Source organism: Streptomyces sp. NPDC107517, from assembly GCF_055582645.1.
In genome coordinates this window covers 575,537-595,040 of sequence record NZ_JBVJPM010000001.1, presented here as the reverse complement: position 1 = coordinate 595,040, position 19,504 = coordinate 575,537, and the positions used below count along the sequence as shown (strand labels likewise).

Genomic DNA, 19,504 nt, shown 5'->3' with positions numbered 1-19,504 from the left:
CTTCCGTCGGAGCGACGCGTGCCTCCCCCCGCCCAGCATGGGCAGCCGGGCGGGGTTCGCGCACGGCGGGGTGTCCCTTCGGGGCGGGCGCGCCGCCGTACGGGTGACGGCCCGGCCCCCAGGTCGCCCTACTGTCCGACGACCGGCAGCTCCAGGACGCCGGTGTCCTCGGGCGCGCTGGTGACGGTGACGGGCTTGATGCCCTTGTTGCCGCCGTACGCGTCGTCGCTCGCCGCGATGACGAACTGGAGGCGGTGCCCCGTCTCGTAGCGGTGGACGATGCCGGGGAGCGACACCGTGAAGGAGCGGGTCACGTCCGGCACACGGACCGGTGCGACCAGTCGGTGGACGAGTGTCTTGCTGCCGTCCGGCGCGATGTCGTACAGCTTCGCGAAGAGGACGAGTTTGTCGGCGGCGTCGTCCGAGTTCTGGACGCGCTCGGTCTTCGGCGAGACCACCTTGAGGGTGGCCTTCGGGGCGCCCACCACGTCGGTCGTGCGGGTCAGCGGCTCGCTGGTCCAGCCCAGGTAGGTGCCCGCGGTGTCGCGCGGGGCGGGGTCGGGCAGGCCGATCAGGCCGGCGAGGGAGGACTCGGAGTGGCTGGTGGGAATCAGCCAGTTCGCGTACTCGCGGCTGCCCCGCGCGACCTTCGCCCGGTTGTCGACGAGCTTGCCGTCACCGGACAGATACAGCTTCCGGCTGAGGGCCGGAACGCTCTGCGCGGTGGCGTAGGTCCGGTCCGGGTCCGTGATCCAGTCGCGGTAGTAGGCGAACGCGGGGCCGGTGTCGACGTCCTTCTTGTGCTGGAGATAGCGGTCGAACCAGGCGAGGATCCGCTTGCCGACGTAGGAGGTCTCCAGGTTGCCCTGCCCGATGTTGAGTTCACCGCTCGCCGGATCCGTGAGGCCTCCGCTGTGACCCCAGGACTGCCAGATCATCTTGGTGGTCGTGCCCTGCGCCTCGAGGGTCCCGTACGTGGCCTGCGCCTCGTTCAGGTTGAAGAGGCTGTCGGACTGGCCCTGCACGAGCAGCGTCGGCGCCTTGACCTGCTTCAGGTACGAGACCGGGGAGACGCTGCGCGCGTAGTCGAGCATCGGTCCCGCCTTGTCGGACGGGTAGCGGCCGGAGTTCAGGGTGCGGATCGTCTCGCAGGCGTCGGTGACGAAGTGCAGGCAGGTGAGCTGGTTGATCCGGGACGGGTCGAGGGACGGTTCGAGGAGGGGCTGGCCCTCACCGATCAGGTAGAAGCCGTTGGTCCACTGCCACTTGAAGGAGCCGGGAACGGAGCGGTCGGCGGCGTTGTTCGGGTCGAGGGAGTACGCCAGGTCGTTCCAGGTGATCATCGGGACGAGCGCGTCCACGCGGTGGTCGACCGCCGCGGTGGCCAGCTGGATCGCGCCGCCGTACGAGCCGCCGATCATGCCGACGCGGGGGTCGCCCTTGCCGTCCTTGGTGACGTAGTCGGCCTTCGTGCCGTCGTCGGCCGCGCGGGTCCCGGCGAGGAAGTCGACCAGCCCGGAGGCCGCGGCGCCGTCGATGCGGGGGTCGTCGAGCGAGACGAGGCACCCCGACTTGCCGAAGCCGAGTCCGGAGTACACGAGTCCGACGTAGCCGCGCGCGGCGAAGGCCTTGCCGATGGCGTCGGTCGAGCCGTCGGACTTGCTGCCGCCGAAGCCGTTGGTGGCGAGGACGGCGGGTGCGGTGCGGGTGACGTCGACGCCGGCCGGCCGGTAGAGGTCGGCATCGACGACACAGCTGCGGCCGCCGGCCCGGACGGTGAACTTCAGTGCGGTGACGGTGTATTCGCCCGTCTGCGGCGTCGCGCTCGCAGGCGCTGCGAGCGCGAGGGGCGCGGCGACCAGGCCGAGGGCGAGGGCCGCCGCCAGCGGAGATCGCGGTCGGGATCGGGGCACGGCACGGGACACGGCTACCTCCACGCTGAGGAAGACCCACCGGCTACCGACCGGTAAGTCCGGGCGTGGTCATGCTGTGACACGTGTCATACGCGGGTCAATCACCGTGACGTGTGTTTCTTGACGAAGATTCAGTAACCGAACGATTCAGGCCAGCGCGGGCACATCCAGGGTCAACGTCCCCGCGTCCACGTCCAGTTCACCCGGAATGCCGAAGGGGATCGTCAGCGCCCCCTCGCAGTGCCCGAAGCCGAACTCCTCGACGATCGGTACGCCGAGACCGCCGAGCCGGTCGGCGAGCAGCGCGCGCAGCCCGTCGTACGCGTCGCACTGCGCCCAGGACCCGAGCAGGATCCCCGACACCCCGTCCAGCCAGCCGGCGCGCAGGAGTTGGGTGAGGTAGCGGTCGATGCGGTACGTCTCCTCGCCGGTGTCCTCCAGGCACAGCAGCCCGCCCGCGGCCGACGGCCGGGCGTGCGGGTTGCCCAGGTCGGCGGCGAGCAGACAGAGGCAGCCGCCGAGCGTGACGCCGCGCGCGGTACCGCCCACGAGCGGCCGTCCGCCGTCCACCGACGTGATGGCCTGTACGGTCTCCGGCGCGAAGAGCGTGGCCTTCAAGTGGTCCTGCGCGCGGGCGCTCTTGAGGAAGTCGGCCGCCGCGACCATCGGCCCGTGCAGGGTCGCGAGACCGAGCCGCGCGGCGAACGCCTCGTGCAGCACCGTGATGTCGCTGTACCCGACGAACACCTTGGGCCCGGCCGCCCGCATCGCGCCCCAGTCGAGCAGGTCGACCATGCGCTGTGCGCCGTAGCCGCCCCGCGCGCACAGGACGGCGTCGACGGACGGGTCGCACCAGGCCCGCTGGAGACCCGCGGCGCGCTCGGCGTCACCGCCCGCCAGGTAGTCGAACTGTCCATGGACAGAGCGGACTTGGGGCTCGACGACGGGCTCGAGGTCCCAGCCGCGCAGGATGTCGAGACCTGCCTCCAGCCGGTCCTCGGGCACGGGTCCGCTGGGCGCGACGACGGCGACGCGCGCTCCGGGGGCGAGGCGTGCGGGTCGGGTCAGCGGTGTCGGTGACGTCACTTGGACAGCTCCAGCGTGGGGATCCCGGTCGTATGCAGGCCGAACACCTGGGCGTACAGGGAGAGTTCCGACTCCAGGACCCGGATCATGGTGTCCGCGCGCCGGAACCCGTGGCTCTCGCCCTCGAAGGCGATGTACGCGTGCGGGACGCGGCGCCCCTCCAGGCGGGCGAGGAAGCGCTCGCACTGCGCGGGCGGGCAGATCACGTCGTCGAGTCCCTGGAGCAGCAGGAACGGCGCGGTGAGCCGCTCCGCGTGCTCGACCGGCGAGCGCTCCACGTAGCGCGCGGGCACCTCGGCGAGCGGCCCGACGAGCGACTCCAGGTACTGGGACTCGAAGTCGTGGGTCTCGCCGGAGCCCCAGGCCGTGAGGTCGAGGATGGGGTACAGGATCGTGCCGCAGGCGTAGACGTCGGTGCCGGTCAGGGACGCGGCCGTGGTCCAGCCTCCGGCACTGCCGCCACGGATCGCGAGGCGGTCGCGGTCGGCGGTGCCCTCGGCGGCGAGCGCGAGCGCCACGGCGGCGCAGTCCTCGACGTCGACGACGCCCCACTGTTCGCGCAGGCGGTTGCGGTACTCACGGCCGTAGCCGGTGGAGCCGCCGTAGTTGACCTCGGCGACGCCGATGCCGCGCGAGGTGAAGTAGGCGATCTCCAGGTCGAGCACGAGGGGCGAGTGCCCGGTGGGGCCGCCGTGGGCCCACACGACGTAGGGCGGGAGTTCGTCGTCGGGCGCCGCGTGGGTGGGGCTGTGCGGCGGATAGATGTGGGCGTGGATGTCCCTGCCGTCGGGGCCCGCGAAGGTGCGGATCTGCGGCTCCGGGCAGTACGCGGGGTCGACGGCGTCGGTGTGCGCGGCGCCGACGACGCGCGCCCGGCCCGTGCACGTGTCGAGCTCCACGACCTCGTGGCCGGTGCGCGGGCTGGCGGCGATGCCGACGACGCGGGTGCCGTGCGCGGCGAGGGCCGGGCTCCACTCGGTCCAGGGTCCGGCCGTGTCCACGACCTCGCCGGTCGCCGGGTCGAGCACGCCGAGGGCGGTGGCGCCGACACCGTGCACGACGGCGATCAGGCCGCTCTCCAGCGGGGCGAACCAGCGGTGTCCGATCTTCCAGAGCGGCCCGCCGAACTCCTCCTCGCGCGGGCACAGGGCCCGCGGTTCGCCGTCCGGGCCGACGCGGTAGAGGTTCCACCAGCCGCTGCGGTCGCTGGAGTAGACGAGGGCGCCGTCCGCAGCCCACTCCACCTGTGCGACGGACTCTTCCGGCCCGCCGAACGCCGTCCTCGCCCCGCTGAACGTGCCGTCCTCGGCCAGGTCCGCGACGACCAGCTCCGTGCCGTCCCACGGCATGCGCGGGTGGTCCCAGGCCAGCCAGGCGGCCCGGCGGCCGTCGGGCGAGAGGCGGGGTCCGGTGACGAACCGGTGGCGCTCCTCGGAGAGCTCCCGCACCGCGGCACGGTCCTCGGCCGCGCTGCCGTCGAGCGGCACGGCGGCGGCGACGCGGCGCACGTCGGTCGGCCCGTCACCGGTGAACTCCTCCAGGACGCACCACACTTCGCCCCGGTCGAGGTGGATCTGCGGATCGGCCCAGCGCAGCCCGTCCCCCACCGCGGAGACGGGGGTGAGCGGGCGGGGTATGGCGCCGGGGGCATCGGGCTCGTAGGCGTAGAGCCGCTGGTCGGTGAAGTCGACAAACACCACAAGCGGGCCGTCGGGGCGCCCGGCGCCGGCCCACGGCTGGCCCCCGTACTCGATGACGCGGCTGCGCACGTTCCACGGCGCGGGCAGCACGGTGTGCTCCGAGCCGTCGGCGCGCCGCCTGACCAGGGCCCGCCGGCCGCCCTCGCCGGGGCGGGGCTCGGTCCACCACGCCTCGTCGCCGACGAAGCCGACGTACTCCGGCTTGCCGTCGTGCGCGGCGGCGAGCGCGGCCGTGATCGGCGACGGCCACGATCCGTAATTCTGGATCAGCACCAACTTTTCCACGCCCCCCATGACTTCAGAGGCCCCCATGTTCTCCACGTGTGACGCCATTTCCTAGACCGTCTCCCCAACCGATGCCGAAACCCGCCCGACGGCGCCTACGCGGACCGCAGGAAGCGGTCGAGCACGCGTACGCCGAAGTGCAGCGCCTCCACCGGGACCCGCTCGTCCACGCCGTGGAAGAGCGCCTGGTAGTCGAAGCCCTCGGGGAGCTTCAGCGGCGCGAAGCCGTAGCCCGTGATGCCGAGCCGCGAGAACTGCTTGGCGTCGGTGCCGCCCGACATGCAGTACGGCACGACGTGCCCCTCGGGCGCGAACTCCTCGACGGCCGCGCGCATCCCCGCGAACGTCGGCGAGTCGACCGGCGCCTGGAGCGCGACCTCGCGGTGCTCGAACTCCCAGTCCACATCGGGTCCGGTGAGCCGGTCGAGGGTCTCGCGGAACTCGTCCTCGCCGCCTGGCAGATACCGGCCGTCGATGTGGGCGCTCGCCTCGCCGGGGATCACGTTGATCTTGTATCCGGCGGACAGCATCGTCGGGTTGGCGCTGTTGCGGACGGTCGGCGCGACGAGCGCCGCGGCCGGGCCGAGCTTGGCCAGAAGTCCGTCGGCCGAGAAGTGCGGGGAGTCCACGCCGGCGTCGATGCCGTACAGGGCGGCGAGCTCGGTGAGCGCGGCGGCCACGGTCGGGGTGAGCCGCACCGGCCACTCGTGCGCGCCGATCCGTGCGACGGCGGCGGCGAGCCTGGTGACGGCGTTCGCGTGGTTCACCTTCGAGCCGTGGCCCGCCTTGCCGTGGGCGGTGAGCCGGAGCCAGCCCGTGCCGCGTTCGCCCGCCGCGATCGGGTAGATCTGCTTGCCGTAGCCGTCGTGGAAGGTGAAGGCGCCCGATTCGCTGATGCCCTCGGTGCAGCCCTCGAAGAGACCGGCGTGCTGGTCGGCGAGGAAGCCGGAGCCGTCCTCGGCGCTCGCCTCCTCGTCCGCGGTGAAGGCGACGACGATGTCCCGGCGCGGGCGCACCCCGGCGCGGGCCCACTGCCGGACGACGGCGAGGATCATCGCGTCCATGTTCTTCATGTCGACCGCGCCCCGGCCCCACACGACCCCGTCGCGGATCTCTCCGGAGAACGGGTGCACGCTCCAGTCGGCGGCCTCCGCGGGGACGACGTCGAGGTGGCCGTGGACGAGCATCGCGTCGGCCGACGGGTCCGTGCCGGCGATGCGCGCGACGACGTTCGTGCGCCCCTTCGTGCGTTCGAGGAGGGTGGGCTCAAGGCCGGCTTCGGCGAGCTTCGCGGCCGCGTACTCGGCGGCCGGGCGCTCCTGGCAGTCGCCGCCCCCGCGGTTGGTGGTGTCGATGCGGATGAGCTCGGACGTAAAGGTCACGACCTCGTCGAGCGCCTGCTCGTCCACCTGAAATGCCTGGTCAGCCATACTGTTCCTCCACCGCGGCCGAGACGATCGTGGTGACCGCCTTGAAGGTGCGGATGCCGTCGTACATGGTGTCGTTCGTGTAGGAGATCCTGCGCTCACCCGTGCGCCGGACGCCGGGCACCACCGTCGCGGCCATCGACAGATGCTCGGCGTCGAACTCGAGGTCGATGGTGAACGGGTCGCCCTGGACGGGCTCGTGGCGCACGGCGAGCGCCGCCGCCTCCTTCGCCGCGGCCCTGATGTCGGCGGCGGTCCGCTTCGGCGTACGGCAGACAGCCGCATACCGGGACACATAGTCCTTGACCGCCACCTTGCGGGCCTCGGGCGCGTAGCCGAGCGCGTCGTCGCAGGTGAGGTCGTCGCCGGTGACGAGGACGACGGGGACGCCGTACTCGGCGACGACGTGCGCGTTCAGCAGGCCCTCGCTCGCCCGTACGCCGTTGACCCAGACGCCGGTGATGGAGTTGGCGAGGTACGTGTGGGCGAGGACGCCCTCCGTTCCGGCGCCCGTGTGGTAGCCGATGAACGCGATGCCGTCGACGTCGCCGTGCTGGACGCCCTCGACCATGGAGAGCGTCTTGTGGCGGCCCGTGATCATCTCCGCGCGTTCGTCGAGCTGCTCCAGGAGCAGATTGCGCATCGACCAGTGAGCCTCGTTGATGAGCACCTCGTCGGCGCCCCCGTCGAAGAAGCCGAGCACGGCGGCGTTGACGTCCGAGGTGAACATGGACCGGCAGCGTTCCCACTGCGGGGTGCCGGGCAGCACGTCGCCCGGCCAGGTCACACCGGTGGCGCCCTCCATGTCGGCGCTGATGAGGATCTTCATGGCGCATCACGGTACGCGTCGGGGAACGCGCAGGCCAGAGCCACCCGGAGAGCCAGAGCTCCAGTCCACCGAAAGGCGGCGAACACCCCCTCCGGTCGGCGGACGCGCCGGCGTCAGGACGCGGCCGGGTCCCGGCGCTCCTCGACCTCGTCCGTCTTCATCGCCTGCGTCTCACTCTTGAGGATCCGGAGCGACTTGCCGAGCGCGCGCGCCGTGTCGGGCAGTTTCTTCGAACCGAACAGAACGATGACCACGATCGCCACAATGAGCAGGTGCCAGGGCTCCAGACCGTTGCGGAACATTTTCGCCCCACCCTTCGTCTCTTCGGATGAGGTGGGCACCACGGACGGCACCCACCATGAAGCTTGCTACATTGCGCAACTGTACAACCCCGGATCCGAGTGAGGGCGCACCCCATGGCAGGCACCCGTGAGCAGTTGGCACCTGCGCGCCGAGGCGGCGGCGCCAAGTCCGCCGCGCGCGCGGCGCGACCGAGGCGCAGCCGCGTGCGCTTCACGCTCGCGATAGCCCTGTCCCTGCTCGTCCTCCTGACGGGCGGGGTGGGGTGGGTGTACCTGAAACTCGGCGGCGACATCAACACGTTCAGCTCGGACGGCATCTCCGGCGACCGCCCCGACGCCGACGCGTCGAAGGGGGAGAACGTCCTCGTCATCGGCTCCGACGCGCGCACCGGGGGCAACGAGGCACTCGGCGGGGGCGACAAGGGCGACATCGGCCGCTCGGACACGGCGTTCCTGCTGCACGTCTACGCCGACCATCGCAACGCCGTGGCGGTGTCCGTCCCCCGCGACACCCTCGTCACGATCCCGCCCTGCAAACTGCCCGACGGCAGCTGGACCGGCACGCGGCCCGACACGATGTTCAACGCGGCGTACTCGACCGGCGAGACCGCCGGCGGGAACCCCGCGTGCACACAGAACACGGTGGAGAAGCTGACGGGCCTGCGCGTCGACCACACCGTGGTCGTGGACTTCAAGGGCTTCGCCGCCCTGACCGATGTCGTCGGCGGCGTGAAGGTGTGCCTCCCGCAGCCCATCTACCAGCGCGACCTCAACCCCCACCGCACGACCCCCGGCAAGCTCCTGTTCCCGCGCGGCGAGCAGCGCGTCTCCGGGCAGAAGGCCCTCGACTACGTCCGCCTGCGGCACGGCATCGGCGACGGCTCCGACATCGGCCGCATCAAGCGGCAGCAGGCCTTCGTCGGCAGCCTGATCAAGGAGATCAAGAGCAACGGCCTGACACCCACGAAGCTCCTGCCGCTCGCGAAGGCGGCCACGCGGTCGATGACCGTCGACCCCGGCCTCGGCTCCGCCGACAAGCTCCTCTCCTTCGCGATGTCCCTCAAGAACATCGACCTGCACAACACCAAGTTCGTCACGATCCCCTGGCGCTACGAGGGAAGCCGCGTCGCGGTCGTCGAGCCGGACGCCGACGCGCTGTGGGCATCGCTCAGGGAGGACCGGACACTCGACGGGAAGGACGCCAGCGGCAAGAAGGGCGCCCGGTCGAGCGCCTCCCCCGCGCCCTCCGCCGCACCGGATCCGGGCGACGGCATCCGCGTCACGGTCTACAACGGAACGACCGTCATGGGACTGGCCGCCCAAGCCGCGCGCGCCCTTGAGGACGACGGGTTCACCGTCACGGGCACGGCGACCGCGAACACCCGGGACCAGGCGACCACACTCATCCGGTACGGCCCCGGCGAGAGGGCGCGAGCGGGCACGCTCGCCCAGCGGTTCCCGGGCGCCCGCCTCGAAGAGACCTCGACCGCGGGCATCAGGGCGATTCTCGGACAGGACTACGCGGACCATCCGTCGACCGCCGCGACGGCGTCGCCGGAACCCACCGGCATACCGTCCGACGTCTCCGACGAGGCCCGCTCCGCCGACGACAGCCTGTGCTCGAACCTGTCCTACGGATGACGCGCCACGGCTGAGCGCTGCGACCGAACCGATGCGACCGATGCAACCGACCGGTACCGTTCAGCGTCTTCACCTCTGTCTGGACACTTGCGCAAATTCGCAACGCACAGTCGAAGCACAGCGGAAGCACAGCCAAAAGCACAAGCACAAGGCACCACACACCACCGAGGGGAACGACGCACACGTGGGCATCATCAGCTGGATCATCCTCGGCCTCGTCGCCGGAGTCATCGCCAAGGTCCTGCTCCCCGGCCGCGACCCGGGCGGCCTCATAGGCACGACCCTCATCGGCGTCGCGGGCGCGTTCGTCGGCGGCTGGATCTCGTCGCGGTTCCTGGACCGCCCGATCGAGAACCAGTTCTTCGACGGGACCACCTGGATCGCGGCCATCGGCGGCTCGCTCGTGCTGCTCATCGGCTATCGCCTGCTCTTCGGCAACTCGCGCGACTGACGGGCCGGTCGATCCCCCATGGGCTCCGGCCCGCCGACGTCACCGTCCGGGCCGGTGCGCCTGACGAGCGTCCCTCCCCGTTCGGCGCACGGCGCCGGTGAGGTGCTGCTCCACGACGCGGGCGGCACGCTCGTCGGCCAGGTCCGCTTCCGGCTGTGCGCGCCGTGCCGCACGGGCCGGCTCCTCGGCATCTGGATCCTGGAGTCACGCCGGCAGGAGGGGCTCGGCCGGCGGGCGGTGCGGGTCGCGCTGACCCAGGGCCACGGCTACCGCTGGAACACCACCCTCCAGACCCGCCCCGGGCGCGGCTTCTTCCTCGCGGTGACCGCGCACGAGGGCGTCCCGCTCCGGCACGGCCGGCCGCTCTGCCCGCATCTCCTGGGCCCCTTCGGGGGCGCCCTGCGCCGCCTCGGCCTGCGGCGGCTAGTGTGCCCGCCCCACGACGAGCCAGCGTGACGGGAGCTCGATGCGGGTGCCGTCCGGTGTGTGCTCCGTGGTCGTGAGCGGGAGTTCGCCGCTCGCGAGCACGTCGAGGCCCGCGGTACGCACGTAGTCGGGGACCGCCGCGTCGGACACCTCGCCGGGTGCGATGCCGTGCGCGAAGACCGGTGCCAGCTTCGCGGGCGGGCCCGTGGGGCTCTGCACGAGGGACATCAGGACGGGCCGGGCGGCCTCGGCCAGCTCCACGACGAAGGCCCGGCCGCGTTCGCCGACGAGCGCCGCGATGCCGTCGACCAGGGCCTGGCGGTCGGCGGACTCGCACTGGTGGAGCACGCCCCGCATGTACACGTTCGCGTCGCCGAGTTCGGAGTGCAGCTGGTGGGCCTCGGTCTGCTCGGTGGCGTCGAGCTGCCGGAAGTCGGCCCGGCCCGCGGGGTCGGCGTGCCGGGCGTGGCCGAGGGCGGCGTCGGAGAGGTCGGCGCCGACGACGCCCGGGTAACGGTCGGCTAGGAAGAGCGTCTGGGTGCCGTTCCCGCAGCCGAGGTCCACGACGGGCAGGCCCTCCGTCAAGTGCGGCTCGAACAGGGCGAGATGGATCTTCGCGGTGAGGGCGGGCTCGGCGTCCCAGAAGACCCCGCCGGGTTCACCGGGAGCCTCGCGCCAGAAGCTCTCCCAGGCGTCCTTGTACCGACTCGTCACGCTCATCTGCAACTCCCGGGGTGCGGTGGCACGGCAAGATCGGTCTACCGCGCCCGGGCCCCGCCCACAAGCACCCGGCGCATACCTTCACGCCGCATTCGATGCGTGTACGCCCGGCACGCCCCCCGCCAACTACGCTCGCGGCAACGCCAGTTCGAACCACACGGTCTTGCCGGAGCCCGTACGACTCGTGCCCCACTGCCTGGCAAGGGCGCTCACGACGCGCAGGCCGCGCCCGAACTCGTCGCCCGGGCCCGCGTTGAGCAGTGTCGGCAGCCGCTGGTCGTCGTCCTCGACCTCGCACACGAGGGTCCCCGAGCGCACCAGGCGTACCTCGACGCTGCGGGTGCGGGCGTGCCGTACGGCGTTGGCGACGAGCTCCCCGGCCATCATTTCCGCGGGGGCGGTGAGCGCGCCGAGTCCCCACGCCGTGAGCTGGTCGCGGACGAGGGCGCGCGTGCGGGGCACTTCGGCGGGGTCGGGAGTGACGCTCCAGTGGGCGACGTCCTCGGGCGCGATGCCGTTGAGCCGGGCCATGAGGAGGGCGACGTCGTCCTTGCGGCCGCCGCGGGTGTTCAGGGATCTGATGATGGTGTCGCAGGCGGCGTCCATGGAGGCCGCGGGGTGCGCGGCGGACTCGCAGAGCGTGGCGAGGCCGACGCCGATGTCCTCGCCGCGCACCTCGACGAGGCCGTCGGTGCACATGACGAGCCGGTCACCGGGCGCCATCGGGACGCGGACCGACTCGAAGGGGACGCCGCCGACACCGATGGGCGCGCCGGTGGGCAGTTCCAGCAGCTCGCTGCGGCCGCCCTCGGCGCGGACGAGGACCGGCGGGATGTGCCCGGCGTTGGCGAGCTCCAGCTCGTTCGCGATCGGGTCGTAGACCGCGTACAGGCAGGTCGCGAGGTAGTGCTCGCCGAGGCGCTGAGCGAGGTCGTCGAGGTTGCGCAGGAGCTGGGCCGGAGGCAGGTCCAGGGCCGCCATGGTCTGGACGGCGGTGCGCAACTGGCCCATCATCGCCGCCGAGTTGAGCCCGTGTCCCATGACATCGCCGACGACGAGTGCGGTCCGCGAGCCCGGCAGCTTGATCGAGTCGAACCAGTCGCCGCCGACGCGGCCGAGGAGCGTGCCGGGCAGATAGCGGGTGGCGATGTCGCAGCCGGGCATGTGCGGCTCGATGTGCGGCAGCATGCTGTCCTGGAGCGTCTCGGCCACGCTCTCCTGGTACGTGTACATGCGGGCGTTGTCGAGGACGAGGCCCGCGCGGGCGGCGAGTTCGGCGCCGGTGACGCGGTCCATGTCGTTGAAGACCGGGCGTTCGCGGTGGCGCAGCAGGATCATGAACCCGAGGACGACGTTGCGCGCCTTCAGGGGCACCACCAGCATCGAGCGGTTGGTGATGAGGGGCCTGATGTCGCGCTTCTCGAACTGCGACGCGATCGCGTTGCCCATCTCCTCGCTGATGCGCGGGACGAGGACGGGCTGTCCCGAGGTCATGCACTGGAAGAACGGCGTGTGCGCGGGGAACGGCATCGACTCGCCGACGGGCACGACGTCGTCCCAGCGGCCCGGCTCGTCCGTGTGCTCCAGGGCGACGCGGTGCCACAGGGTGGTCGCGTCGGGCGGGCCTTCGGGGAACCCCTCGCCCGCGACGACCTGTTCGCGCAGATAGGTGCCCGCGACGTCCGTGAAGCGCGGTACGACGGCCCGGCTGACCTCGATGATCGTGCGGGACAGGTCGAGGGACGAACCGATGCGCCCGCTCACCTCGTTGAGGAACTCCAGGTGTTCGCGGACGGCGGCGTACTCGAGGTCGTCGGGGTCGTCGTCGGGCGCGCGGCGTGGAGCGGGCAGTCCGGCGGCGGCCGCGCGGGCGGCCTCCTCCCTGCGGGCCTTGCGCTCGGCGCGCCGGGGCACGCCCCAGTCGGCGGTGACGGGTACGCGGTCGTGGAGGCTGAACTCCAGTACGGGATAGCCGAACTCGAGGATCTGGGAGACGATGCGGGCGCTCTCGCCGACGCTCATGCTGGGCAGGATGGCGGGGAGTCCGCGGGCCAGCTCGTCGGCTCCGGGGAAGTCGGTGTGCAGGGCGAAGCCGGGTGCGATGCGCTCCAGGGGATGCCCGTCGGGCACGTCGTCGGCGTGCAGCCGGCCTGCGTCGGCGGCGAGTACGAGCAGCTTCTCGGGACCGGGGCCGACCAGCGGGTAGGCCCACCACAGGACGTCGATGCGCTCCCGGAGCGGAGCTTCGAGGCGGGCGCGGCCCGCGGCGGGGTACGAGGCCCGCCCGTCGAGCGAGGACTCCAGGCCGGGGCCGAGCCCGTCGTACGCGCCCTCTTCCCCGTACGCCTGGGAGTCGGGGCCGTCGGGCAGCGCGCCGGAGACGGGCAGCAGGTCGGTGGCGGGGCGGCCGACGGCGTCCTCGCGCGCGGGGCCGAAGAGGCGGCGCGCGCCGGTGCTCCAGTGCGAGACGAGTCCGTCGCCGTCGACCACGACGACCGCCAGGGGTACACGGCCCGGCACGGGGCTCTGCGGGGCCGTCCCGGTGCCACTGTGCATGGCCTGCGCTCCCTTCCCCGCGCGGCGACCGAGCGTCATCGGTTCGGCCCTTTCCCGTTCCACGGTACGCGGTACGGGGGTGCAGGGGGCTGCATCGGCCGAATTGAACGGGCACGGAGTGCCGGGGCCGGGCGCGGCGCCCGGCCCCCAACGCTCAGTCCTCGTGGCCCAGTTGCAGGTCACGCTCCGTGCGGCCGCCGCCGGCCATGTGCAACACCGTGGCGACCGGCGGGTAACCGGCGGCGATCACGGTGTACTCGCCCGACGACAGGTCGACGAAACGGAACGTGCCGTCGGCGCCCGTCGTGAGGGTGTCGACGACATTGCCCGCCGCGTCGAGGAGGGTCACCCGCGCGTCCTCGACGGGGCGTCCGCCGCCGGCCCTGACCGTGCCCCGCAGCACGGCGCCGCCCGCGAGTTCGACGTCCTGACGGGTCTCGCGCGCGGCCATCACGGTGACGGGAAGTGCTGCGGGGCGGAACGCGGGCGCACTCGCGGCGAGCGTGTACTCGCCGGCCACCAGCTCCGTGATGACGTAGCCGCCTTCGCGCCCGCTGCGGGTCGTGGAGACGACCTCACCGTGGACGTTGGTCAGGGTCACGGTGGCTTCGCGCACGGGCGCGCCGTCGGCGGTCAGCACGCTCCCGGCGAGCCGCCCCGCGCCGCCGAGGACGACGTCGAGGTCGACCGGCCGCTCCCCCACGGTGACGGTCACGGCCTGGGGCTGGTGTCCGCCCGCCGCCGCGATCAGGACGTAACTTCCGGCGCCGGGCGTCGACAGGGCGTACCGGCCGTCGTCGCCGCTCGCGCCGCGCCCGATCTGCTGGCCGCCGACGTCGATGAGGGTGAGCGCGGCGCGCGGCACCGCGGTCCCGTCGGGGTGCTGGACGATGCCGCAGACCGGCACGCCGGCGCCGTACGAGGTCCGGGCCTGGGACGGGACTGAGGCGCTCTCGCCGCTCGGGGCGCTGTGAGGGGCGGCACTGGACAACAGAGGTGTCTCCTTGAGGAAGAAGGCGATCACGAGGCCGAGGACGAGCACCGGAACGAGGTAGAGGAAGATCCGGGGCATGGCGTCGGCGTACGCCTGGATGTAGCCGTCGCGCAGCGCGCGCGGCAGGGCGTGGACGAGCTGCGGGGTGATGGACTCCGGGTCGGGCAGGCCCGTCCCCTTGGGCAGCCGGTCCGCGAGGGCGTCGGCGAGCCGGTCGGCGAAGAGCGTGCCGAAGATCGCGGCGCCGACGCTGCCGCCGATCTGCCGGAAGTAGTTGTTGGCACTGGTCGCGGTGCCGATGTCGGCGGGGCGCACGGCGTTCTGCACGGCGAGGATCAGCACCGGCATGATCAGGCCGATGCCCGCTCCGAGTACCGCCATGTAGAGGCTGTAGTGCAGTCGCGGGGTGTCGACTTCGAGGCGGGACAGGAGCCACATGCCCGCCGTCGACAGGGCCCCGCCGAGGACCGGGTAGATCTTGTAGTGCCCGGTGCGGCTGATGAGTTGGCCGGAGACGATCGAGGCGATGACGATGCCGCCCATCATCGGCAGCATCAGCAGCCCCGACTCGGTGGCGCTCGCGCCGTCGACCATCTGGAGGAAGGTCGGCAGGTAACTGGCCGCTCCGAAGAGGGCGATGCCGACGACCATGCCGACCAGGCCGGTGATGTTGAAGACGGGGTCGCGGAACAGCCGCAGCGGGATGACGGGTTCGGCGGCGAAGTGCTCGGCGACGACGAAGAGCACGGCCGCCACGGCCGCTCCGGCGGCGAGCCCCAGGATGACCCGCGAACCCCAGGCGTACTCGGTGCCGCCCCAACTGGTCAGCAGAACGAGGCAGGTTGAGGCCGCCGCGAGGAGCAGGGCCCCGAGGACGTCGAGTCTGGCCCTGACCTTCGGCCGGGGCAGCTTGAGCACGACGGTGACGACGGCGAGCGTGACCAGACCGAAGGGCACGTTGACGTAGAAGCACCAGCGCCAGGTGAGGTGGTCGGTGAAGTAGCCGCCGAGCAGCGGGCCCGCGACGGACGCGAGGCCGAACGCGGCGCCGATGAGACCCATGTAGCGGCCGCGTTCACGAGGCGGCACGATGTCCGCGATGATCGCCTGCACGCCGATCATGAGTCCGCCGGCGCCGATGCCCTGGACGGCGCGGAACGCGATGAGTTCGTCCATGGTGCGCGACCAGCCGGCCAGCGCGGAGCCGACGACGAAGACGGCGATGGCGAACTGGAAGACGCCCTTGCGGCCGAAGAGGTCGCCGAGCTTGCCGTAGATCGGCAGGCCGATGGTGGCGGTCAGGAGATAGGCGGTGATCGCCCAGGACATCTTGTCGAGGCCGTGCAGTTCGCCGACGACCTTCGGCAGCGCGGTGGCGACGATCATCTGGTCGAGCGCGGCGAGCAGCAGCGCCAGCATGAGCCCGAAGAAGACCATGCGCACCCGGCTGGGGCTGAGGCCGTGGTCCGGGAACTCCCGCCGCTCCACGGCCGGTCGGGGCTCGGGGGCCGGAGTCGGCGGCGTCGCCGGCACCGGCCCCGGCTCACTCGTCACCAGCGTCGTCGTGCCCACCTGTCGCTCCCCTCGTCGCGCCTGCGCCGCATATTTCTCGCATTACGCGACAACTGCGGGCAAGCGCGACGAGGGTCGACTCCAGCGGGTTCCGGGCGCGAATGCGCCGGTGGGAGCCCTACGGCGTACAACCGCGCGCGAACGGAAAACCACTCGAAACGGTGAGCACTACATCGGGGTACTGCATCGGGGTGCTACACCGGGGCTACTTCTCCACCTCGGCGGCGAGCTTCGCGAGGACGGCGTCGTAGATGCGGCCGAGGCCCTTGGGGGCGAAGGTCTTCTCGAAGAAGCCGCCGATGCCGCCCGCGCCGTTCCACACCGTGCTGACGACGACGCGGGAGGCGCCCTCGCCGGACGGGGTCACGCGCCAGGTGGTGACCATCGAGGAGTTGCGGTCCTTCTCGACGAGTTCGCCGTCGGTGGGCTCACTGACCTCGAGGAGGCAGTCGCGGACCCGCTTGCTGGTGGCCTGGAGCTTCCAGTGGACGAGCGTGCCCTCGCCGTCACCGCCCTCGCGGACCTCGTACTCGCTGAAGTGCTCGGGCAGCAGCTTCGCGCGCGTGCCGCTGTAGTCGGCGAGCGCGTCGAATACGTCGTCCGGCTTGGCGGCGATGACCCGCTCCGTGATGGCCTCGACCTGCGCCATGGCACTTCCTCCAGCAGTCGGTGTTCTCGGTGTTCGAGAGGGAGCCCAAGCCAACCACCCTCGCGGGTGGCCGCCAAAATCGGGGTCGCACGATCAAGGGAACATGTGTTCTATTCTGTGCCCAGTGCTAGCTAGGAGGCGTCATGCGCTGGGAGAACCTCACGGAGAATCCGGCCGAAATCCCGACAGGGAGGGTCACGGACGCCGCGCTCTTCGGCGCGGACGGCGTGATCACCCGCACGTTCGACACGCCTGAGTTCGCGGGCGTCACCTTCCACGAGATCCGGGCCAGGTCGATCGTGAACCGCGTGCCCGGCGCCTCCCGCATGCCGTTCGAGTGGACGGTCAATCCGTACCGGGGCTGCACGCACGCGTGTGTCTACTGCTTCGCCCGCAAGACGCACAGCTATCTGGACCTCGACACGGGACTCGGCTTCGACAGCCAGATCGTCGTGAAGGTGAACGCGCCGGACCTGCTGCGCCGCCATCTGGCCTCGCGCCGCTGGCGCGGCGAGCACATCGCGATGGGCACGAACGTGGACTGCTACCAACGCGCGGAGGGGCGCTACCGGCTGATGCCGGGAATCATCGAGGCGCTCAGGGACTACGCGAACCCGTTCTCGATCCTCACGAAGGGCACGCTGATCCTGCGCGACCTCGACCTGCTGCGACAGGCCGCCGAGGTCACGGACGTGGGCGTCTCCGTGTCCGTCGGCTTCGTCGACCGCGAGCTGTGGCGCACGGTCGAGCCGGGCACACCCGCGCCGGAGCGGCGCCTCGACGTCGTCCGCGCCCTCGGCGAGGCCGGCATCGGCTGCGGGGTCCTGATGGCCCCCGTGATCCCGTTCCTGGGGGACCACCCCGGTCAACTGCGGGAGACCGTACGGGCCGTCGCGGCGGCCGGGGCGACCTCCGTGACGCCCCTCGTGCTGCATCTGCGGCCCGGGGCGCGCGAGTGGTTCATGTCCTGGCTCGGCCGGCACCACCCGCATCTCGTTCGGCGCTACGAGCGGCTGTACGCGGAGGGCGCGTACGCCCCGAGGTGGTACCAGCGCCGGATCACCCGTCAGGTGCACGAACTGGCCGAGGAGTTCGGCATCGGCCCCTCGCGCGCGCAGGCCCCGCGACGGCTGCGCGCACACCAGGAGCCGGAGCCCGCCCCCGCGGCCACCCAGCTCACGCTTCTCTGATCGCGTTCCTCCCGGACACGTACACGCCAATCGGGTCAACTCTGCGTATAACAGGACGTTCTCGGCGTGAATTCGGGGACCATGCCGCGGGGGCCGCGCGCTCGCGGCCCTGAACCCTCCGTCCTGGGAGGCCCGATGAAGAAACGCGTAGCCGCTGTGTGCGGCGCCGCCACCATGGTGGCCGGCATGCTCGCCGCGGCTCCGGCCGCCGCCGCCCCGACCCTTTCCGTCCAGCGCGCAGCCCTCACCTGGAAGGACTGCGGGACCAAGAAGTACCCGGCGCTCCAGTGCTCCTCGGTGCGGGTGCCGCTCGATCACGACCGCCCCGGCGGCGAGCAGATCACGCTCGCCCTGTCCCGGGTCCGGCACACCGCGAAGACGTCGCAGGGCCCGCTCCTGGTGAACCCCGGCGGTCCCGGCGGCAGCGGCCTGATGCTGGCGGGCTTCGTGGCACGCGAGCTGCCGAAGAGCGTCGCCGCCCAGTACGACGTCGTGGGTTTCGACCCGCGCGGCGTCGGCAAGAGCAAACCGGCCCTGAACTGCCGGCCCAAGCACTTCGCCACCGTGCGCCCGCCCAGCGTGCCGTCCACCCCGGCGATCGAGCGCGCCGGCCTCGACCGCGCGCAGGCGTTCGCGAAGGCGTGCACCACCAAGTACGCGGACGTGCTCCCGTACTTCGACACGGTGAGCGCCGCCAGGGACATGGACGCGATCCGCGCGGCGCTCGGTGCGCAGCAGCTCAACTACTTCGGCTACTCGTACGGCACCTACCTGGGCGCCGTCTACGCCAAGCTCTACCCGCTGCGCGTGCGCCGCCTGGTGCTCGACTCGATCGTCGACCCGGGCGGTGTCTGGTACGACGACAACATCGGGCAGGACCACGCGTTCAACGCCCGCCACCAGGCGTTCCTCGCCTGGGTCGCGCGGCACGACGCGGCGTACAAGCTCGGCAAGGACCCGGCGAAGGTCGAGGCCGAGTGGTACGCGATGCGCGACGCCGTGCAGAAGACGCCGGCGGGCAAGAAGGTCGGGGCCGCCGAACTGGAGGACACCTTCCTGCCGGGCGGCTACTACAACGGCTACTGGCCCTATCTGGCCCAGGCGTTCGCGGCGTACGTGAAGGACAAGGACCCGGCCCCGCTCGTCCGGGCGTACAAGCAGTTCGGCGCCGTCGACGCCTCGGGCGCCAACGGCTACAGCGTCTACACGGCCGTGCAGTGCCGCGACGCCGGGTGGCCGCGCGACTGGAACCAGTGGCGCGACGACAACTGGCAGACGGCCGAGAAGGCGCCCTTCTCGACCTGGAACAACGCCTGGTACAACGCACCGTGCGCGTTCTGGCCGACGAGTCCGCTGGCCCCGACGGACGTGTCCAACGACGCGCTGCCGCCGACGCTGCTCCTCCAGGCCACCGACGACGGCGCCACACCCTACGAGGGCGGCGTCGCCGTCCACCACGAGCTGCGCGGCTCCAGCCTGGTGGTCGAGCAGGGCGGTGAGAACCACGGCATCAGCCTGAGCGGAAACGCCTGCGTGGACCGATATCTGGCCGACTATCTGCGGACCGGGAAGGTGCCGCACGGCAGCGGCGAGGCCGACGCGACATGCAAGAAGCTGCCGGACCCGAAACCGCTCGCGAAGAAGCGCGCCGCCGGTCCACCCCCGTCACGCGGCATCAGTCTGCACGGGCTGATGGGCTTCCGCGGCTGAGCAGCCGGCTGAGCAGCTCCCTGTGATGCACACCCTGGCCGGGGCGGTGTCCG

At 71.8% G+C, this 19,504-nt stretch carries 15 protein-coding genes; 5 read left to right on the top strand and 10 right to left on the bottom strand.

Annotated elements, in window-relative coordinates:
• Positions 1 to 128: 128 nt before the first annotated feature.
• The 6 genes from ACZ67T_RS02550 to tatA form a co-directional block, all read right to left on the bottom strand.
• Complete coding sequence (locus ACZ67T_RS02550) at positions 129 to 1,925, bottom strand: CocE/NonD family hydrolase (protein ID WP_469981130.1); 1,797 nt, start codon at positions 1,923 to 1,925, stop codon at positions 129 to 131.
• A 135-nt stretch (positions 1,926 to 2,060) separates the two neighbouring features.
• Positions 2,061 to 2,999: a S66 peptidase family protein gene (locus ACZ67T_RS02545; protein ID WP_469981129.1), complete on the bottom strand. Its 939-nt coding sequence runs from the start codon at positions 2,997 to 2,999 to the stop codon at positions 2,061 to 2,063.
• Entirely contained in the window at positions 2,996 to 4,993 is a 1,998-nt protein-coding gene (locus tag ACZ67T_RS02540; protein WP_469981372.1) for a dipeptidyl-peptidase 5, read from the bottom strand. The genes ACZ67T_RS02545 and ACZ67T_RS02540 overlap by 4 nt, the downstream gene beginning before the upstream one ends.
• Before the next feature lie 86 nt (positions 4,994 to 5,079).
• Complete coding sequence (locus ACZ67T_RS02535; RefSeq protein WP_469981128.1) at positions 5,080 to 6,414, bottom strand: M20/M25/M40 family metallo-hydrolase; 1,335 nt, start codon at positions 6,412 to 6,414, stop codon at positions 5,080 to 5,082.
• Entirely contained in the window at positions 6,407 to 7,240 is an 834-nt protein-coding gene (locus tag ACZ67T_RS02530) for a M55 family metallopeptidase (protein ID WP_469981127.1), read from the bottom strand. Before ACZ67T_RS02530 ends, ACZ67T_RS02535 begins: the two co-directional genes overlap by 8 nt.
• Before the next feature lie 113 nt (positions 7,241 to 7,353).
• Positions 7,354 to 7,542: a Sec-independent protein translocase subunit TatA gene (gene tatA, locus ACZ67T_RS02525; protein WP_389544611.1), complete on the bottom strand. Its 189-nt coding sequence runs from the start codon at positions 7,540 to 7,542 to the stop codon at positions 7,354 to 7,356.
• 114 nt (positions 7,543 to 7,656) lie between these two features.
• Between tatA and ACZ67T_RS02520 the strand changes: the two genes are divergently transcribed.
• The 3 genes from ACZ67T_RS02520 to ACZ67T_RS02510 all read left to right on the top strand — a co-directional run bounded on the left by ACZ67T_RS02520 (position 7,657) and on the right by ACZ67T_RS02510 (position 10,090).
• Complete coding sequence (locus tag ACZ67T_RS02520) at positions 7,657 to 9,183, top strand: LCP family protein (RefSeq protein ID WP_469981126.1); 1,527 nt, start codon at positions 7,657 to 7,659, stop codon at positions 9,181 to 9,183.
• A 184-nt stretch (positions 9,184 to 9,367) separates the two neighbouring features.
• Positions 9,368 to 9,634 carry a GlsB/YeaQ/YmgE family stress response membrane protein gene (locus tag ACZ67T_RS02515; RefSeq protein ID WP_266675336.1) on the top strand — a complete coding sequence of 89 codons (267 nt, stop codon included), beginning with the start codon at positions 9,368 to 9,370 and terminating at the stop codon, positions 9,632 to 9,634.
• Between the two features lie 54 nt (positions 9,635 to 9,688).
• Positions 9,689 to 10,090 (top strand): hypothetical protein, encoded by a 402-nt coding sequence (locus ACZ67T_RS02510; protein ID WP_469981125.1) that lies wholly within the window; start codon positions 9,689 to 9,691, stop codon positions 10,088 to 10,090.
• Here ACZ67T_RS02510 and ACZ67T_RS02505 read toward each other — a convergent pair.
• The 4 genes from ACZ67T_RS02505 to ACZ67T_RS02490 form a co-directional block, all read right to left on the bottom strand.
• Positions 10,058 to 10,780: a class I SAM-dependent methyltransferase gene (locus ACZ67T_RS02505; RefSeq protein WP_469981124.1), complete on the bottom strand. Its 723-nt coding sequence runs from the start codon at positions 10,778 to 10,780 to the stop codon at positions 10,058 to 10,060. The two genes, ACZ67T_RS02510 and ACZ67T_RS02505, sit on opposite strands and share 33 nt — an antisense overlap.
• 126 nt (positions 10,781 to 10,906) lie before the next feature.
• On the bottom strand, positions 10,907 to 13,336 hold the full coding sequence (locus ACZ67T_RS02500; RefSeq protein WP_469981123.1) for an ATP-binding SpoIIE family protein phosphatase: 2,430 nt from the start codon (positions 13,334 to 13,336) through the stop codon (positions 10,907 to 10,909).
• 154 nt (positions 13,337 to 13,490) lie between these two features.
• The gene (locus ACZ67T_RS02495; RefSeq protein ID WP_469981122.1) at positions 13,491 to 15,902 is read right to left on the bottom strand and encodes an MFS transporter; all 2,412 of its coding nucleotides are present in this window, start codon (positions 15,900 to 15,902) and stop codon (positions 13,491 to 13,493) included.
• Between the two features lie 205 nt (positions 15,903 to 16,107).
• On the bottom strand, positions 16,108 to 16,551 hold the full coding sequence (locus ACZ67T_RS02490; RefSeq protein WP_326773396.1) for an SRPBCC family protein: 444 nt from the start codon (positions 16,549 to 16,551) through the stop codon (positions 16,108 to 16,110).
• Between the two features lie 143 nt (positions 16,552 to 16,694).
• Here ACZ67T_RS02490 and ACZ67T_RS02485 point away from each other — a divergent pair, with 143 nt between their 5' ends.
• Both ACZ67T_RS02485 and ACZ67T_RS02480 read left to right on the top strand, forming a co-directional pair.
• Positions 16,695 to 17,741 carry an Rv2578c family radical SAM protein gene (locus tag ACZ67T_RS02485; RefSeq protein WP_469981121.1) on the top strand — a complete coding sequence of 349 codons (1,047 nt, stop codon included), beginning with the start codon at positions 16,695 to 16,697 and terminating at the stop codon, positions 17,739 to 17,741.
• A gap of 135 nt (positions 17,742 to 17,876) precedes the next feature.
• The gene (locus ACZ67T_RS02480) at positions 17,877 to 19,451 is read left to right on the top strand and encodes an alpha/beta hydrolase (protein WP_469981120.1); all 1,575 of its coding nucleotides are present in this window, start codon (positions 17,877 to 17,879) and stop codon (positions 19,449 to 19,451) included.
• Positions 19,452 to 19,504: the final 53 nt, after the last annotated feature.

Excerpts from the sequence above, each read along its gene's own strand:
- ACZ67T_RS02485 (WP_469981121.1), top strand. The coding sequence starts at position 16,695 with ATGCGCTGGGAGAACCTCACGGAGAATCCGGCCGAAATCCCGACAGGG.
- ACZ67T_RS02480 (WP_469981120.1), top strand. The coding sequence starts at position 17,877 with ATGAAGAAACGCGTAGCCGCTGTGTGCGGCGCCGCCACCATGGTGGCC.
- ACZ67T_RS02520 (WP_469981126.1), top strand. The coding sequence starts at position 7,657 with ATGGCAGGCACCCGTGAGCAGTTGGCACCTGCGCGCCGAGGCGGCGGC.
- tatA (WP_389544611.1), bottom strand. The coding sequence starts at position 7,542 with ATGTTCCGCAACGGTCTGGAGCCCTGGCACCTGCTCATTGTGGCGATC.
- ACZ67T_RS02500 (WP_469981123.1), bottom strand. The coding sequence starts at position 13,336 with ATGCACAGTGGCACCGGGACGGCCCCGCAGAGCCCCGTGCCGGGCCGT.
- ACZ67T_RS02505 (WP_469981124.1), bottom strand. The coding sequence starts at position 10,780 with ATGAGCGTGACGAGTCGGTACAAGGACGCCTGGGAGAGCTTCTGGCGC.
- ACZ67T_RS02490 (WP_326773396.1), bottom strand. The coding sequence starts at position 16,551 with ATGGCGCAGGTCGAGGCCATCACGGAGCGGGTCATCGCCGCCAAGCCG.
- ACZ67T_RS02540 (WP_469981372.1), bottom strand. The coding sequence starts at position 4,993 with ATGGGGGGCGTGGAAAAGTTGGTGCTGATCCAGAATTACGGATCGTGG.
- ACZ67T_RS02530 (WP_469981127.1), bottom strand. The coding sequence starts at position 7,240 with ATGAAGATCCTCATCAGCGCCGACATGGAGGGCGCCACCGGTGTGACC.
- ACZ67T_RS02535 (WP_469981128.1), bottom strand. The coding sequence starts at position 6,414 with ATGGCTGACCAGGCATTTCAGGTGGACGAGCAGGCGCTCGACGAGGTC.